The 16,227-nt window shown below is 73.1% G+C and carries 11 protein-coding genes and 2 riboswitches; of the genes, 4 read left to right on the forward strand and 7 right to left on the reverse strand.

Features of this window, described 5'->3' with window-relative positions; all coding sequences use genetic code 11:
* The first annotated feature begins 12 nt into the window (after positions 1-12).
* A complete protein-coding gene (gene meaB, locus AC07AB_RS29110) occupies positions 13-999 on the forward strand; it encodes a methylmalonyl Co-A mutase-associated GTPase MeaB (RefSeq protein ID WP_478573176.1) in 987 nt (328 codons plus the stop codon).
* A gap of 3 nt (positions 1,000-1,002) precedes the next feature.
* Here meaB and AC07AB_RS29115 read toward each other — a convergent pair whose 3' ends face one another.
* Positions 1,003-2,160 (reverse strand): bifunctional 2-methylcitrate synthase/citrate synthase, encoded by a 1,158-nt coding sequence (locus tag AC07AB_RS29115; protein WP_478572826.1) that lies wholly within the window; start codon positions 2,158-2,160, stop codon positions 1,003-1,005.
* 93 nt (positions 2,161-2,253) lie between these two features.
* Positions 2,254-3,789: an MmgE/PrpD family protein gene (locus AC07AB_RS29120; RefSeq protein WP_478572828.1), complete on the reverse strand. Its 1,536-nt coding sequence runs from the start codon at positions 3,787-3,789 to the stop codon at positions 2,254-2,256.
* A 225-nt stretch (positions 3,790-4,014) separates the two neighbouring features.
* Here AC07AB_RS29120 and AC07AB_RS29125 point away from each other — a divergent pair, with 225 nt between their 5' ends.
* Complete coding sequence (locus tag AC07AB_RS29125; protein WP_478572831.1) at positions 4,015-5,454, forward strand: short-chain fatty acyl-CoA regulator family protein; 1,440 nt, start codon at positions 4,015-4,017, stop codon at positions 5,452-5,454.
* A 31-nt stretch (positions 5,455-5,485) separates the two neighbouring features.
* On the opposite strand, the gene mmsB is transcribed toward AC07AB_RS29125, so the two are convergent.
* The 4 genes from mmsB to AC07AB_RS29145 are packed head-to-tail and all read right to left on the reverse strand — an operon-like array spanning position 5,486 to position 10,117.
* The gene (gene mmsB, locus AC07AB_RS29130) at positions 5,486-6,397 is read right to left on the reverse strand and encodes a 3-hydroxyisobutyrate dehydrogenase (RefSeq protein WP_478572834.1); all 912 of its coding nucleotides are present in this window, start codon (positions 6,395-6,397) and stop codon (positions 5,486-5,488) included.
* On the reverse strand, positions 6,391-7,467 hold the full coding sequence (locus AC07AB_RS29135) for an enoyl-CoA hydratase/isomerase family protein (RefSeq protein ID WP_478572837.1): 1,077 nt from the start codon (positions 7,465-7,467) through the stop codon (positions 6,391-6,393). The genes mmsB and AC07AB_RS29135 overlap by 7 nt, the downstream gene beginning before the upstream one ends.
* Positions 7,464-8,612 (reverse strand): acyl-CoA dehydrogenase family protein, encoded by a 1,149-nt coding sequence (locus AC07AB_RS29140; protein WP_478572840.1) that lies wholly within the window; start codon positions 8,610-8,612, stop codon positions 7,464-7,466. The genes AC07AB_RS29135 and AC07AB_RS29140 overlap by 4 nt, the downstream gene beginning before the upstream one ends.
* A gap of 5 nt (positions 8,613-8,617) precedes the next feature.
* Complete coding sequence (locus tag AC07AB_RS29145; RefSeq protein WP_478572843.1) at positions 8,618-10,117, reverse strand: CoA-acylating methylmalonate-semialdehyde dehydrogenase; 1,500 nt, start codon at positions 10,115-10,117, stop codon at positions 8,618-8,620.
* A 287-nt stretch (positions 10,118-10,404) separates the two neighbouring features.
* A riboswitch (cobalamin riboswitch) is annotated at positions 10,405-10,575 on the reverse strand.
* Between the two features lie 139 nt (positions 10,576-10,714).
* Positions 10,715-10,932: riboswitch (cobalamin riboswitch) on the forward strand.
* Between the two features lie 163 nt (positions 10,933-11,095).
* On the opposite strand from AC07AB_RS29145, the gene metE reads away from it, so the two are divergent.
* Positions 11,096-13,414, forward strand: coding sequence for a 5-methyltetrahydropteroyltriglutamate--homocysteine S-methyltransferase (metE, locus tag AC07AB_RS29150; protein ID WP_478572846.1), 2,319 nt, complete (start codon positions 11,096-11,098; stop codon positions 13,412-13,414).
* Between the two features lie 484 nt (positions 13,415-13,898).
* Entirely contained in the window at positions 13,899-14,888 is a 990-nt protein-coding gene (locus tag AC07AB_RS29155; RefSeq protein ID WP_478572849.1) for a PI-PLC domain-containing protein, read from the forward strand.
* Between the two features lie 120 nt (positions 14,889-15,008).
* Here AC07AB_RS29155 and AC07AB_RS29160 read toward each other — a convergent pair whose 3' ends face one another.
* Positions 15,009-15,896 carry a carbohydrate kinase family protein gene (locus AC07AB_RS29160; protein ID WP_478572852.1) on the reverse strand — a complete coding sequence of 296 codons (888 nt, stop codon included), beginning with the start codon at positions 15,894-15,896 and terminating at the stop codon, positions 15,009-15,011.
* Between the last annotated feature and the right edge of the window lie 331 nt (positions 15,897-16,227).

The following is a 16,227-nucleotide window of genomic DNA, read 5'->3' on the forward strand; positions in this document are numbered from 1 at the left end:
GCGACGGCTCCCATGGCGATCGGCCTCGACGCCTATGTGAAGGGCGTGCTCGACGGGAAGCGGGCGCTGATGGCGCGGGCCATCACGCTCGTCGAGTCCACCCGCCCCGACCACCGGGCCCTGGCGCAGGAGTTGCTCACCGAGCTGCTGCCGCACAGCGGCCGGGCGCGGCGGATCGGCATCAGCGGGGTGCCGGGGGTGGGGAAGTCGACGTTCATCGACGCGTTCGGCACCCGGCTCACCGCGCTCGGGCACCGGGTCGCGGTGCTCGCCGTCGACCCGTCGTCCAGCCGTACCGGCGGGTCCATCCTGGGCGACAAGACGCGTATGGAGCGCCTGGCCGTCGATCCGGCGGCGTTCGTACGCCCCTCCCCCACGGCCGGGACGCTCGGCGGGGTCGCCAAGGCGACCCGCGAGTCGATCGTGGTGATGGAGGCCGCCGGCTACGACGTGGTCCTGGTGGAGACGGTCGGCGTCGGCCAGTCCGAGACCGCGGTCGCGAACATGGTCGACTCCTTCCTGCTGCTGACCCTCGCCCGCACCGGTGATCAGTTGCAGGGCATCAAGAAGGGCGTCCTGGAGCTGGCGGACGTCATCGCCGTGAACAAGGCGGACGGGCCGCACGAGCGCGACGCCCGCGCGGCGGGCCGGGAACTGGCGGGCGCGCTGCGGCTGATGCACGCCGCGGACGCCGCCTGGACGCCGCCGGTGCTCAGTTGCAGCGCCCGCGAGTCGACCGGCCTGGACACGGTCTGGGAGCGCCTCGAACAGCACCGCACGCTCCTCGACTCCACCGGCCGCCTGGCCGCCAAGCGCCGCGGCCAGCAGGTGGACTGGACGTGGACGATGGTCCGCGACGAGCTCCTCAACCGGCTGCACTCGGACGCGGCCGTACGCGCCTTGGCCCCCGGCCTCGAACGGCAGGTCCAGGACGGCGAGCTGACGGCCACGCTCGCCGCCGAGCGCATTCTCACAGTGTTCGGCACCGAGCCCGGGTGATCCTTACGGGCGGGCGCCGTCCGTCGCCGGGACGGCCCGCTGGTCCGGTCCGGTGTAGGCGCCCAGCGGGCGGATCAGCGCGTTGTGGGCCAGCTGTTCGGTGATGTGGGCGGTCCAGCCGGTGATGCGGCTCATCACGAAGATGGGCGTGAAGGCGGGGATGTCGAAGCCCATGAGGTGGTAGGCGAGCCCGGCCGGGTAGTCCAGGTTGGGGTGGATGCCCTTGCGGGCGATCATGGCGTCCCGCAGCGCGGCGTGCAGGCCGGCCAGCCGGGTCGCCTCGGGGCTCGCGGCGTGCGCGACGAGCCGGTCGGTGGCCTCCTGCATGATCGGTACGCGCGAGTCGCCGTGCCGGTAGACGCGGTGGCCGAACCCCATGATCCTGCGCTTCGAGGCCAGGGCCTCGTCGAGCCATTCCCCGGCCCGCAGCGGGTCGCCGATCTCGACCAGCATGTGCATCACGGCTTCGTTGGCACCGCCGTGCAGCGGTCCTTTGAGGGCGCCGACGGCGGCGGTGACGGCGCTGTAGAGGTCGGAGAGCGTGGAGGTGACGACGCGGGCGGTGAACGTCGACGCGTTGAAGCTGTGTTCGGCGTACAGGATGAGGGAGGTCTCGAAGCAGCGGACCACTTCGGGCTCGGGTATCCGGCCGAAGCACATGTGGAAGAAGTTCTCGGCGTAGCCGAGGGCCGCGTCGGGTTGGATCGGCGCGAGGCCGCGCCGCCTGCGGTGGTCGGCGGCGACGACGGTCGGCAGCTTCGCCAGGAGGGCGAGGGACTTGGTCCGGTTGGCGGCGGGGCTGCCGTCGTCCTCGGCGGGGTCCTCGGCGCCGAAGAGGCTGACGGCGGTCCGCAGGACGTCCATGGGGTGGCAGGTGCCGGGCAGCCGGGCCAGGAGTTCCGCGGCGGTGCGGTCCACGGGCCGCAGAGCGCCTTCGCGGGCCCGGAATTCGGCGAGCTGTCCGGCGTCGGGGAGTTCCCCGTGCCAGAGCAGGTAGGCGACTTCTTCGAAGGAGCGGCGGGCGGCGAGGTCCTGGACCGGGTAGCCGCGGTAGGTCAGGGAGTTGGTCTCCTGGATGACGGTGGAGATCTCGGTGGTGTCGACGACGACACCGGCGAGGCCGCGGCGGATGTCGGGCCGGTCGGGCGGTGCGGTGATCATGGGGTCCTCCACAGAGGGGTGCGGGCGGCGGGGTCGGCTGCCGGTGCGGGGGGGGCGGCATCAGAACAGGCCGTCGTCAGAACAGGCCCGTCGTCAGAACAGGCCCGTCGGGAGCGTCGCGTCGTACGCGGCGACGGCGGCCGTGTCGACCGCCGGGAAGAGGTCCGCGAGCCCCGGTGCGTCCAGTTGGCTCAGCCGGCCCGCCGCGGCCAGGAACGCGTCCTGTGCGGAGGGTTCGACGGCGCCCTCGGCGAGGGTGCGGAACTTGGCGGTGTACCCGTCGCGGTCGAACGGGCGGGCGCCGGCCGGATGGGCGTCGGCGACGGCGAGCTCGTCCTCGATGACCGTGCCGTCGTCGAGCGTGATCACGGCCCGGCCGCCGAAGGCCCGGCACCGCGGGTCGGGGTCGTGGTAGCGGCGGGTCCACCGCGGGTCCTCGACCGTGGAGACCTTCCTCCACAGCTCCACGGTCCGCGGGCGCCGGGCGCGTTCGGGGGCGTAGGAGCGCTCGTGGTGCCAGGCGCCGTCCTCCAGGGCGACCGCGAAGATGTACGGCACGGAGTGGTCGAGGGTCTCGCGGCTGGCGTCCGGGTCGTACTTCTGCGGGTCGCCGGCCCCCGAGCCGATCACATAGTGGGTGTGGTGGCTGGTGTGCAGCACGACGGAACGCACCCGGTCGAGCGGGCCGGTCTTCTCGCGCAGCCGACGGGCGAGGTCGATGACCGCCTGCGCCTGGTACTCGGCCGAGTGCTCCTTGGTGTAGGTGTCGAGGATCGCCCGACGCGCCTCGCCCGGCTCCGGCAGGGTGACCGTGTACGACGCCTGGGGGCCGTCGAGCATCCAGGCGAGGAAGCCGTCCTCCCCCTCGTAGATCGGCGAGGGCGCGCCCTCGCCGCGCATCGCCCGGTCCACCGCCTCGATCGACGCCTTGCCGGCGAAGGCCGGGGCGAACGCCTTCCAGCTGGAGATCTCGCCCTTGCGGGACTGCCGGGTCGCGGTCGTGGTGTGCACCGCCTGCCCGACGGCCTGGTACACGGTCTCCGTCGGCAGGCGCAGCATCGCCCCGAGTCCGCAGGCCGTGGCGGCGCTCAGGTGCGCCACGTGGTCGATGCGGTGGGCGTGCAGGCAGACGCCCTTCACCAGCGCGACGTGGATCTCGTACGCGGCGATGATGCCGCGCAGCAGGTCGGCGCCGGAGCGTCCGGTGTGCTGGGCGACGGCGAGCAGCGGCGGGATGTTGTCGCCGGGGTGGGAGTAGTCGGCGGCGAGGTAGGTGTCGTGGAAGTCCAGTTCACGCACCGCCGTGCCGTTGGCCCAGGCGGCCCACTCGGGCGGCACGCGCGAGCCGGGCCGCGCCCCGAAGAGGGACGCGCCGTGGACCGGCCCGCCGGAGCGGGCCGGGTGCGCGAGGGCCTGGGCGCGAGCGACCGCGACCGGGCGGCGGACCAGGGAGGCGACCGCGACCGAGGCGTTGTCGATGATCCGGTTGACCGCCATGGCGGCGGCCGCCGGGTCCAGTTCGGCGGCCTCCCCGGTGCCGGTGGCGACGGCGGCCAGCTTCCAGGCGAGCTGCTCCTCGCGGGGCAGCCGGTCGGCGCTGGGGTGGACGCGTACCTGGTGGTCGATCACGGGGCTCCTCGCGGTCCGCTGCTGCGCGGAGACCGCCCTCGCCCGGGGGTCTCGCGCCTTTCCGCTCCGATCATTCCCGCATCCGAGGCCGCGGGCGACGCCTCCAATCTGCGGATTCCGTACGCTCCCGCGCTGTGAAACTGCGAATCTTGCGAAACGTGCGGATGCTAGCTTCACAAAAAGCGGCGCCGACCGCGCGCCGCGGAGCGAGGAGGCGCATCACCCATGGCACGGCCTCCCGTACGGAAGATCTACGCGCACGCCAAGCTGCGGCGGCTGCGCGCCGAGCGCGGCATGAACCAGGTCGAGCTGGCCCGCTCGCTCGGCATCTCGACGAGCTATCTCAATCAGATCGAGCACAGCCAGCGCCCGCTGACCGCGTCCGTCCTGCTGCGCATCGCCGAAGTCCTGGGCGTGGAACCGGAGTTCTTCTCCGAGGCCGTGGAGGAACGGCTCGCGACGGATCTGCGGGCGGCCCTCGGTGACGAGGCCACCGGCGTGTCCGCCTCGGTGGAGGAAGCCGTCGCGGTGGCCCGCGACCACCCCGAGGTGGCCCGCGCGCTGGTGGCCCTGCACCACCGCTACCGGGACGCTTCCGAGCAGGTCGCCGCGCTGGCCTCGGCCGACGACCCGGCCGCCGCCCTGCCGTCGGCCGAACCGCACGACGAGGTGCGCGACTTCTTCTACGCCCATCACAACCACATCGGGCCGCTCGACGGCGAGGCGGAGCGCGCGGCGCGGGAGTGGGGACTCGACTCGGCGCACCAGGCGGCGGACGTCCTGCGGCGCCGGCTGGCGGACCACCACCGCGTGACGGTCGTACGGGCGTCGCCCGAACGTTCGGCGGACGCCCGGCGCTTCGACGCGGAGAGCGGTCTGCTGTTCCTCTCGCCGTGGCTGACGGAGGGTCAGCGCGCCTTTCAGCTCGCCACGCAGATCGCCCTGCTGGAGTTCGGCCCGCTGCTCGGCGCCCTGGTCGGCGCGGCCGGGGTGACCTCCGCTCAGGCCGCCGCGCTGGCCCGGATCGGGCTCGCGAACTACTTCGCCGGGGCCCTGCTGATGCCGTACGGGGTGTTCCAGTCGGCCGCCGAGGAGCTGCGGTACGACATCGAGCTGCTTCAGGCGCGCTTCGGCGTCGGCTTCGAGACGGTCTGCCACCGCCTCAGCACGCTCCAGCGTTCCGGCCGGCGCGGGGTGCCCTTCTCGTTCCTCCGCGTGGACCGGGCCGGCAACGTCTCCAAGCGGCAGTCCGCCACCGGCTTCCACTTCTCCCGGCTCGGCGGCACCTGCCCGCTGTGGACGGTGTACGCGGCGTTCTCCTCCCCCGGCCGCGTCCTCACCCAGGTCGCCGAGATGCCGGACGGCAAGCGCTACTTCTGGGTGGCCCGCACCGTCACCCGGGGCGGGGCCGGGCACCGCGCGCCGCGCGCCGAGTTCGCCGTCGCCCTCGGGTGCGAACTGCGCCACGCGCACCGCCTGGTGTACGCGGAGGGCATCGCACTGGACGACCCCCGGGCGGCGACGCCGATCGGCCTGGGGTGCCGCATCTGCGAGCGCCGCGACTGCGCCCAGCGGGCCCGGCCGCCGGCGGGCGGCCGGCTGGCCGTCGACCCGGACCGGCGTACGTACGTCCCGTACCCGGTGGAGTCGTCGGGAGGGCGATGACCGCCCGCGACGGTCATCGGCCTCCCGTGCGTCAGGAGGGCGTGCCGTCGCCTTCCCTGATGGCGTTGACGATCCCGGAGAAGTCCTGGTCCGTTCCGGCCCCCTCGGCGTAGTCGGCGTACAACTCAGCTGCCCGCAGGCCGAGTTCGGCGTTGATCCCGCCGGCTCTGACGGCGTTGGCCGCCAGGCCCAGGTCCTTGGCCATCAGCGGGGCGGCGAAGCCGGGGCGGTAGTCGTGGTTCGCGGGGCTGCCGGGGACGGGGCCGGGCACCGGGCAGTTGACGGACAGGGACCAGCACTGGCCGGAGGCGGTGGAGGCGACGTCGAACAGGGCCTGGTGGGACAGGCCCAGGCTCTCGCCCAGGACGAACGCCTCGCTCACCGCGATCATCGAAATGCCGAGGATCATGTTGTTGCAGATCTTCGCGGCCTGCCCGGCGCCCGGCACACCGCAGTGCACCGCCTTCTTCCCCATGATCGCGAGGAGTGGTTCGGCCTCGGCGAACTCGGCGTCGCCGCCGCCGGCCATGAAGGTGAGCGTGCCGGCCTCCGCGCCGACCACTCCCCCGGAGACAGGTGCGTCCAGCGAGCGCATACCGGCGGCCGCCGCGGCCTCGTGGGCGGCGCGCGCGTCGACCACGTCGATGGTGGAGCAGTCGATGAACAGCGTGCCCGGCCGGGCGGCGGCCAGCAGGCCCTCCTCCCGGTAGAGGCCGAGGACGTGCCGCCCCGCGGGCAGCATGGTGACCACCACGTCCGCCGCCGCGGCGGCGCCCGCCGATGACGCGACCGGCTCCACCCCGGTCCCGGCGGCCGTGGTGAGCAGGTCGGGCATCAGGTCGTAGCCGAGTACCCGGTGGCCCGCCTTGACGAGGTTGGCGGCCATCGGGCCGCCCATGTGGCCCAGTCCTATGAAGCCGATCGTGTGCTTGCCGTTCACCATGGCACCTCCTGTGGGGTCGCGGTCAGGTGGAGTTCGCCGCCCGCGGGCGGAGCGAAGTAGCGCGCCACGTCGGCGCCGGTGACCTCGTCGAGGCCGGCCGGCGCCCAGCGCGGGGTGCGGTCCTTGTCGATGACCTGCGCGCGGACCCCCTCGACCAGGTCGTGCGAGGTGAGCGCGGCGCAGGAGATCCGGTACTCCTGCTCCAGCACGCACTCCAGCGGGCCGAGTCCGGGGGCGCGGCGCAGGGCGGCGAGCGTGACCTTCAAGGCGGTGGGCGACTTGGCGGCCAAGGTGTCGGCCGCCTCGGCGGCGGCGCGCGCCCCGTGGCCGCGCAGCCGGGCGACGATCTCTTCCATGGTGTCGGCGCGGTAGCAGGTGTCGATCCAGGACCTGTGGCCGGCCAGTTCGCCGGGCGGCGGCTGCCGTACGTACGACCGGAACGCGTCCCAGACGGGCCGCGTGGCGAGGTCGTCGAGCAGCCGGGGCAGGTCGTCGCGGGGTACGAAGTGGTCGGCGAGGCCGCACAGCAGGGCGTCTTCCGCGCCGATCCGCGCGCCGGTCAGCGCCAGATGGGTGCCGAGCTCGCCTCCCGCGAGGGCCAGCAGATAGGTGCCGCCCACGTCGGGGACGAAGCCGATGCCGGTCTCCGGCATCGCGATCCGGGAGTGCTCGGTGACGATGCGGACGCTGCCGTGCGCGGAGACGCCGACGCCGCCGCCCATCACGATGCCGTCCATGACGGCGACGTACGGCTTGGGGTAGCGGGCGATACGGGCGTTGAGCCGGTACTCGTCCCGCCAGAAGGCGGCGGAGGCCGTGCCGTTCGCACGGGCGTCCTCGTAGATGGAGCGGATGTCGCCGCCCGCGCACAGGCCGCGCCCGCCGGCGCCGGTGATGACCACGGTCCGCACGGCGGGGTCGCTCGCCCAGCCGGTCAGCGCCTCGTCGATGCGCCGCACCATGGAGTGGGTCAGGGCGTTGAGGGCCTGGGGCCGGTTGAGCGTGAGATAAGCGGCGCGGCCCTCGGTACGGAGCAGTACGGACTCGTCGGCGTGCTCGGCGGCGGTCACCGGAACGCCTCCGTCAGGCCGCGGGCCACGATGACGCGCATGATCTCGTTGGTTCCTTCCAGGATCTGGTGGACGCGGAGGTCGCGGACGATCTTCTCGATCCCGTACTCGTTCAGGTAGCCGTATCCGCCGTGGAGTTGGAGGGAGCGGTCGGCGACGGAGTAGCCGGTGTCGGTGGCGAAGCGTTTGGCCATCGCGCACAGCTGCGGCGCCTCGGGGTCGCCGCGGTCCAGGGCCTGGGCGGCCTGGTGGACCAGGGCGCGGGCGGCGGCGAGTTCGGTCGCCATGTCGGCGAGCCGGAACTGGAGGGCCTGCGCGTCGAGCAGCCGGGCGCCGAACGCCTCCCGGTCGGCGAGGTAGGCCAGGCTCTTGTTGAGGGCGCTGCGGGCGCCGCCGAGGGAGCAGGCGGCGATGCCGAGCCGGCCGCCGTTGAGCCCGTTCATGGCGATCCGGAAGCCGTCGCCCGCGCTGCCCAGCAGCCGGTCCGCGGGGATCCGGACGCCGTCCAGGACCACCTGTCGGGTGGGCTGGGCGTTCCAGCCCATCTTCTTCTCGTTGGGCCCGAACGAGAGGCCGGGGTCGTCCCGTTCGATCACGAAGGCGGAGATTCCGCGGGGGCCGTCCTCGCCGGTGCGCGCCATGACGATGTACACCTGGGCGGCGCCCGCGCCGGAGATGAACTGCTTCACTCCGCTCAGCACGTAGTGGTCGCCGTCGCGGTCCGCCCGGGTACGCAGGGCCCCGGCGTCCGATCCGGCCCCCGGTTCGGTGAGGCAGTAGCTGCCGAGGTCGTCCATGGCGCAGAGGCGGGGCAGCCACCGTGCGCGCTGCTCCTGGTCTCCGTAGGCGTCGATCATCCAGGCGACCATGTTGTGGATGGAGACGTAGCCCGCGATGGACGGGCAGCCGGAGGCGAGGGCTTCGAGGATGAGGACGCCGTCGGCCCGGGTGAGACCGCTGCCGCCCGCGTCCTCCCGTACGTACACTCCGCCGAGCCCGAGTCCGGCCGCCTTGCGCAGCACGTCGAGCGGGAAGTGCTTGTCCTGGTCCCACTGGACGGCGCGGGGCGCCAGATGGTCTTCCGCGAAGTCCAGGGTGGCTTCGACGAGGGCCTGCTGGTCTTCGGTGAGTGCGGTGCCGGTCATGGCGCTCATCCCATGGTGGGAAGGGTGAAGCTCGCGCCCTCCTTGGCGCCCGAGGGCCAGCGCGAGGTGACGGTCTTGGTCCGGGTGTAGAAGCGGATGGCGTCCGGGCCGTGCTGGTTGAGGTCGCCGAAGCCGGACCGCTTCCAGCCGCCGAAGGTGTGGTAGGCGACGGGGACCGGGATGGGGACGTTGACGCCGATCATGCCGGTGTTCACCCGGCGGGTGAAGTCGCGGGCGGTGTCGCCGTCCCTGGTGAAGATCGCGACGCCGTTGCCGTACGGGTGCTCGCTGGGCAGCCGCAGGGCTTCCTCGTAGTCGGCGGCGCGTACGACGCACAGGACGGGGCCGAAGATCTCCTCGCGGTAGATCCGCATCCGCGAGGTGACCCGGTCGAAGAGGGACGCGCCCGCGAAGAACCCCTCCTCGTGGCCGGGCAGGGTGAACCCCCGGCCGTCGGCGACGAGTTCGGCGCCCTCGTTGACGCCGATGTCCACGTAGCGGCGGACCCGGTCGAGCGCGTCCCTGCTCACCAGCGGGCCGAAGTCGGCTTCGGGGTCGTCGCTGCGGCCGATGCGGAGCGTGCCGATACGCTCCTTGAGCGCGGCGACCAGCCGGTCGGCCGTCTCCTCGCCGACCGGTACGGCCACCGAGATCGCCATGCACCGCTCGCCCGCCGACCCGTATCCGGCGCCGATGAGCGCGTCGACGGCCTGGTCGAGGTCGGCGTCCGGCATCACGATCATGTGGTTCTTGGCGCCGCCGAAGCACTGGGCGCGCTTGCCGTGGGCGGCGGCGGTGGCGTAGATGTGCGCGGCGACGGGGGTGGAGCCGACGAATCCGAGCGCGCCCACCCGGGGGTCCTCCAGGAGGGTGTCGACCGCTTCCTTGCCGCCGTTGACGACGTTCAGGACGCCGGGCGGCAGGCCGGCCTCCAGGAAGAGTTCGGCCAGCCGCAGCGGTACGGACGGGTCGCGCTCGGAAGGCTTGAGGATGAACGCGTTCCCGCACGCGAGGGCGGGTGCCGCCTTCCACAGCGGGATCATCGCGGGGAAGTTGAACGGGGTGATCCCGGCGACCACGCCGATGGGGGCGCGCAGCGAGTGCACATCGATCCCGGTGCCCGCGTTGTCCGTGAACTCGCCCTTGAGGAGGTGCGGGATCCCGGCGGCGAACTCGACCACCTCCAGGCCGCGCTGGATGTCGCCGTGCGCATCGGCCACGGTCTTGCCGTGCTCGGCCGAGAGCAGCCGGGCCAGGGAGTCGCGTTCGTCCTCGATGAGCTGGAGGAAGCGCAGCAGGACCCGGGCGCGGCGCTGCGGGTTCCACGCGCCCCACTCCTGCTGTGCGGTGAGCGCGTCGGCGATCGCCGCCTCGGTGTCGGCGCGGCCCGCGAGCGGGACGCGGGCCTGGACCGCACCGGTGTTGGGGTCGTACACGTCGCCGAAGAGGCCGGATGTGCCGGCGGTGTGCTTGCCGCCGATGAAGTGCGTGAGTTCGCGGACCATGGGTGCCTGCTCTCGTCAGGGGAGATCCGAGGACGGCGCGGCGGGCGGGGGGGGGGGGGGGGGGGGGGGGGGGGGGGGGGGGAGGGGGGGGGGGGGGGGGGGTGTGTTTTCCCCCCCCCCCCCCCCGCGGGCCGCGGGACAGCGAGCGTCGGGGCCGCCGGACGGATGTCAAGGCCGCCGGGGCCGCGAAGGTCTATGAGCGCGGGGTGAGTCGAGTGCGCTCCGCCGGATCACCAGGGTCGCGGGTACGGACCGGTGCCATGCGTGTCTGCTCCATCCTCGTGGACAACACGGAACATTCCGCGGCCGGTATCCTGACTCCCGGATCTCCACGCGCCGCCCGTCTTCCCGGCAGACCTCGCCAGTGACGTGTGGACGACAGCACGCTCCCCGGTCACAGTGGCGGGACCGTGCCGGATTCACACCGGCTTCCCTGCACCGCGGACCTTGTGCCACGAAGATATAGTTGGACGTCCTAGTAAGTCCACCCCCCGCTTCGGCCGCTTCGGCCGGCCGCCCGCACGCGGCGGCGCACCCCGTGTCCCACGTCACGTTCCGGGATGTGAACAGTGGTGCCCACGGAAGCGTCCGCCCTCTAGGCTGGCCCGTGCAGCTGGTTCGCCCTGCTCGCCAGGCAGACGCGTCGCAAGAGGGAACCCGGTGGGAATCCGGGACTGCCCCGCAGCGGTGAGCGGGAACGACCGCCGTCATACGCACTGGATCCGGCCACGGGTCCGGGAAGCGACGGCCAGTAGGAATCTGCCTCGGCAGGTGTGCCCGCGAGTCCGAAGACCTGCCCGTTGCCCGTACGCGACCGATTGCGTGCGGAGATCCCGGTGACCTCGTGGGCGGGTCGGCGTGCATATCAGGTGGAGAGCACCGCGCAGCAGGCGCGGGTCCGCCCGCCTGGTCCGTCACCCTTCGCGCCCGTGTCCCGTCCCCGGGGTTCTCAGGAGTCATCTCGCGAAGGAGATTTCCGTGACAGCGAAGTCCGCAGCCGCGGCAGCACAGGCCACCGTGTACGGCTACCCCCGCCAGGGCGCGCACCGCGAACTGAAGAAGGCCATCGAGGGCTACTGGAAGGGCCGCGTCACCGCCGACGCCCTCCGGGAGACCGCCGAGGGCCTGCGCCGGGCGAACTGGCAGCAGTTGACCGACGCCGGCATCGACGAGGTACCGACCGGTGACTTCTCGTACTACGACCACGTCCTGGACACCAGTGTCATGGTCGGCGCTGTCCCCGCCCGCCACCGCGCCGCCGTCGACGCCGACGTGCTCGACGGCTACTTCGCCATGGCGCGCGGCAACCAGGACGTGGCCCCCCTTGAGATGACCAAGTGGTTCGACACCAACTACCACTACCTGGTACCGGAGCTGGGGCCGGACACGGTCTTCGCGGCCGACTCCACCAAGCAGGTCGCCGAGCTGACGGAGGCCCGCGGGCTCGGCCACACCCCGCGCCCCGTCCTCGTCGGCCCCGTCACCTATCTCCTGCTGGCCAAGCCCGCCCCCGGCGTCGCCGCCGACTTCGAACCGCTCACCCTCCTCGACCGGCTGCTGCCCGTGTACGCCGAGGTCCTCGCCGACCTGCGCGCGGCGGGCGCCGAGTGGGTACAGCTCGACGAGCCGGCCCTGGTCCAGGACCGCACTCCGGCCGAGCTGAACGCCGCCGCCCGCGCCTACCGCGACCTGGGTACGCTCACCGGCCGGCCGAAGCTCCTCGTCGCCTCCTACTTCGACCGGCTCGGCGACGCGCTCCCCGTCCTCGCCAAGGCCCCGGTGGACGGCCTCGCGCTCGACTTCACCGAGGCCGCCGCCGCCAATCTGGACGCCCTCGCCGCCGTCGGCGGCCTGCCGGGCAAGCGCCTGGTCGCGGGCGTCGTCAACGGCCGCAACATCTGGATCAACGACTTCGAGCAGTCCCTGTCCACCCTCGCCACCCTGCTCGGCCTCGCCGACCGCGTCGACGTGGCCGCCTCCTGCTCGCTCCTGCACGTACCGATCGACGCGGCGGCCGAGCGCGACATCGACCCGCAGATCCTGCGCTGGCTGGCCTTCGCCCGGCAGAAGACGACGGAGATCGTCACGCTCGCCCGCGGCCTCGCGCGGGGCACGGACTCGATCACCACTGAGATCGCCGCCAACCGGGCCGACTTGGCGTCCCGCGCGAACTCCCCGATCACCCGGGACCCGGCCGTACGGGCCCGCGCCGCCGCCGTCACCGACGCGGACGGCCGCCGCTCGGCGCCGTACGAGCAGCGCGCCGCCGCCCAGCGGGCCCACCTCGGCCTGCCGCTGCTGCCGACCACCACGATCGGCTCCTTCCCGCAGACCGGCGAGTTGCGCGCCGCCCGCGCCGACCTGCGCGCCGGCCGCATCGACGCGGCCGGCTACGAGGAGCGCATCGAGAACGAGATCCGCGAGGTCCTCGCCTTCCAGGAGCGGGCGGGCATCGACGTCCTGGTGCACGGCGAGCCCGAACGCAACGACATGGTGCAGTACTTCGCCGAGCGGCTGACCGGCTACCTCGCCACCCAGCACGGCTGGGTGCAGTCGTACGGCACCCGCTATGTGCGCCCGCCGGTCCTCGCCGGGGACATCTCGCGCCCGGAGCCGATGACGGTGCGCTGGACCTCGTACGCGAACTCGCTCACGGATCGCCCCGTCAAGGGCATGCTCACCGGCCCGGTGACCATGCTCGCCTGGTCCTTCGTCCGCGACGACCAGCCGCTCGGCGACACCGCCCGCCAGGTGGCCCTCGCCCTGCGCGACGAGGTCGGCGACCTCCAGGCGGCGGGCACTTCGGTCATCCAGGTGGACGAGCCCGCCCTCCGTGAGACCCTCCCGCTGCGCACCGCCGACCGCCCCGCCTACCTGGCCTGGGCCACCGAGTCCTTCCGCCTCACCACCAGCGGCGTGCGCCCGGACACCCAGATCCACACGCACATGTGCTATGCCGAGTTCGGCGACATCGTCCAGGCCATCGACGACCTCGACGCCGACGTCATCAGCCTGGAGGCGGCCCGCTCCCACATGCAGGTCGCACGCGAACTGGCCGCGCACGGCTACCCCCGTGAGGCCGGTCCCGGCGTCTACGACATCCACTCCCCGCGCGTCCCCTCCGTCGAGGAGGCCGCCGCCCTGCTGCGCAAGGGGCTCCAGGCCATCCCCGCCGAGCGCCTGTGGGTCAACCCCGACTGCGGTCTGAAGACCCGGGACTGGCCCGAGACGCGCGCCTCGCTGGAGAACCTGGTCACCGCCGCCCGTACGGTACGGGCGGAGCTTCCCGAGTCCTGACGCGCAGTCGTGCCCGTCACCGGCGCCGAGGCGCTGGTGACGGGCGCACCGTCCAGGCGGGCCGGTCGCGGCTCCGCCCTGGGCCACAGCGTCGAACCGGGCTCCGAGACCGCGCGCTCCGTACGGCCCCTCGGCACTCACACGACAGCGGGGCGAGGAGCTCGCGATGCCCATTCTGTGCTCACGACTGGTCAGGGGACGGCGAGCGGCCCCATAAGGCGCATACCCCGATCGGCTCCCCCGGCCCTGACCTGGCAAGACGCCGACCGCACACCATCCGCGCCCGGTCGGCCGCCGCACCACCCCCGACCCGTCCACGAGAGGCCCGCTCATGCGGGCCGGGTCCAACTCGGTCTGTGAAATGGCCATTTGGCGAGGAAAGCGGACCGGGAATCGATCACGAATGCCCCGTCGGGCGCTATATTTTCGCGATCGACGGGCGGCTCGCCGCCGTCCCGCTCTGCGGCATGAAGGAGCCCCTTCCTTGACCACTCACCTTCGACACGGCGCCCGCCCGCGGAGAGTCCTGGCGCTGCTGGCGGCGCTGTGCGGGATCATCGGCGCCTCCGCGTTCGGTACGAGCCCGGCGTCGGCAGCCGATCAGCGGCACGCCATCTACGCCATCGCGCACCGGGTCGACACCCTGGGCGGCGTGGACGCCGCCATCGCCCACGGCGCCAACGCCATCGAGATCGACACCTGCGCCTGGTGGAATCCGAACGAATGGCGCGCGTGGCACGACTGCTCCTCGGCCGGTGACAACCGGTACGGTCCCAGCTTCGACAGCATGGTCGACCGCATCCTCTCGCACGCCAAAGAGGGGCGCCGGCTGTCGATGGTCTGGCTGGACATCAAGGACCCGAACTACTGCGGAGAACAGCCGAACCGCGCGTGCAGCGTCGCCGGGCTACGCGACAAGGCGCAGCGACTGACGGCCGCCGGCATCCAGGTGCTCTACGGCTTCCTCGAATACCACGGCGGCAGCGACCCGGACGTCGGCGGCCGGGGCTGGAAGAGCCTGGAGGGCAAGCTCGGCCCGTTGGAGGGCATCACGACGACCGGGTCCCGCGACAAGGTCCGGGACACCTTCAACCGGTTGGGCGCCGGATTCCCGAAGGGCCGCCGGGTGATGGACTACGGCGACACCAATATCGCCAACGGGTTCGGCAACTGCACGGAAGCCACCTGGAACACGTGCGCGGAGCTGAAGAAGGGCGCTGCCGACCGCTCCGCCGGACAGCTCGCGGCCACGCTGTCCTGGACGACCACCTACAACGACCCGTGGTACGTCGACAAACTGCTGGGCGAGGCGCGGGTGGACGGCATCATCGCGGGCTACGGCGCCTTCACCGGAGTACGCGACTACGACAACAGCTGGCAGTGCGCCAACTCCATCGGCCTCATCCGTGACTGGGTGAACCGCCACAGCGGCACCCACCGCATGGCCAACAGCGGTGACCGCCTGTTCAAGTAGCGGGCGGCCGCGGGCCGGGGCCGCACCGCCCCGGCCCGTTGGGCCTCCCGGCCTGAAAGGCCGTCCGCCCGGCCGGCGGTCGCAGTGCGCCGCGCCCGTAGTCGGCGCCGGCGCGGTGGGCTACCCGCGGGCCGGCGCCCGGTCGGCGAGGTAGGCCATGACCGCGTACCGGTCCGGCTGGCTCTCTCTGGCGCCGGGGCCCGTGCAGGACAGGCCCGCCGCGACGGCGGCGAAGGCCGCGGCGGCGGCCGGTTCCGCTCCGCGTTCCAGTTCGGCGAGGTAGGAGCCCACGAAGCAGTCGCCCGCCCCGGTGGCATCGCGGACCCGCACGTCGATGGCGGCTCCGGCCCGCGTGCCGCCGGCCGGCGTGTGCAGCCGCCAGCCGCGGGCGCCGTCGGTGACCAGGAGATGGGTGCGGTGCGAGGCCGCGGCGGCGGCGAGGTCCCGGCCGAGGAGGCGTTCGGCCCGCGTACGGCCGATGATCGCGTGTTCCGCCACCGACAGGGCGGCCCGCGCCGCCTCGGCGCTCTCGCAGCCGTCCAGGTCGACGACCGTACGTACGCCCGTGGCGCCGTCCAGGAGGGGCGCCGCCCAGGGGAAGCGGTAGCCGTCGAGGTAGAGCCATCCGCCTCCGGCCCCGGCGAGCCGCCGCACCACCTCCGCCACATGGCTCGCGGTGACGGCGTCGTCCTCACTGATGATCGAGCGCTCGCCGTCCGGGGTGACGAGGATGACCGCGGTGGTGAGGCGGCCCCGGCGCGAGGCCCACGCCACGTCCACGCCCTCGGCGCCGAGTCCGTCCAGGAAGGCGGTGCTCAGCGCGTCGGACCCGACCACCCCGGCGAATCTGGAGTCGGCGCCCATCCTCGCCGCTGCCGCCGCCGCGTTCGCGCCCATCCCTCCGTCGTGGCGCTCGATGCCGAGCGCCTGCACCCGGTCCCCCGCGCCCGGGAGGACGGGCACATTCACCGTGAGATCGCTGTTGCCGTACCCACAGAAGACGATCATGAAAGAAGGGCACCCCATTCGCTGCGGAACTGCCGCGCGGCAGCCCGTCGGACCGCGGCGACCGGCCGCCGCGCGGGCGGGCCGGATCAGCGCGGGACCGGGCAGCGACGTGCGGTCCTGACATACCCGGCCGACGGCGGGGCTGAGGCCGCCGTGGCACCGGTCGCCCGTCGGTCGCGCCATCGCTGAGCGGCGGACCCGGGCCGTGGTGATGCACCGTAAGCGCCCCGGCGCGAGAACGTCAACGGCCTCCTCCCCCCACCCCTCCCCACTCCTGCCGACACTCCGCCCGTCGGGCCGGGCACCTCGTGACGTGCGGTTTTCCCCGCCG

Source organism: Streptomyces sp. NPDC044033 (assembly GCF_056434425.1).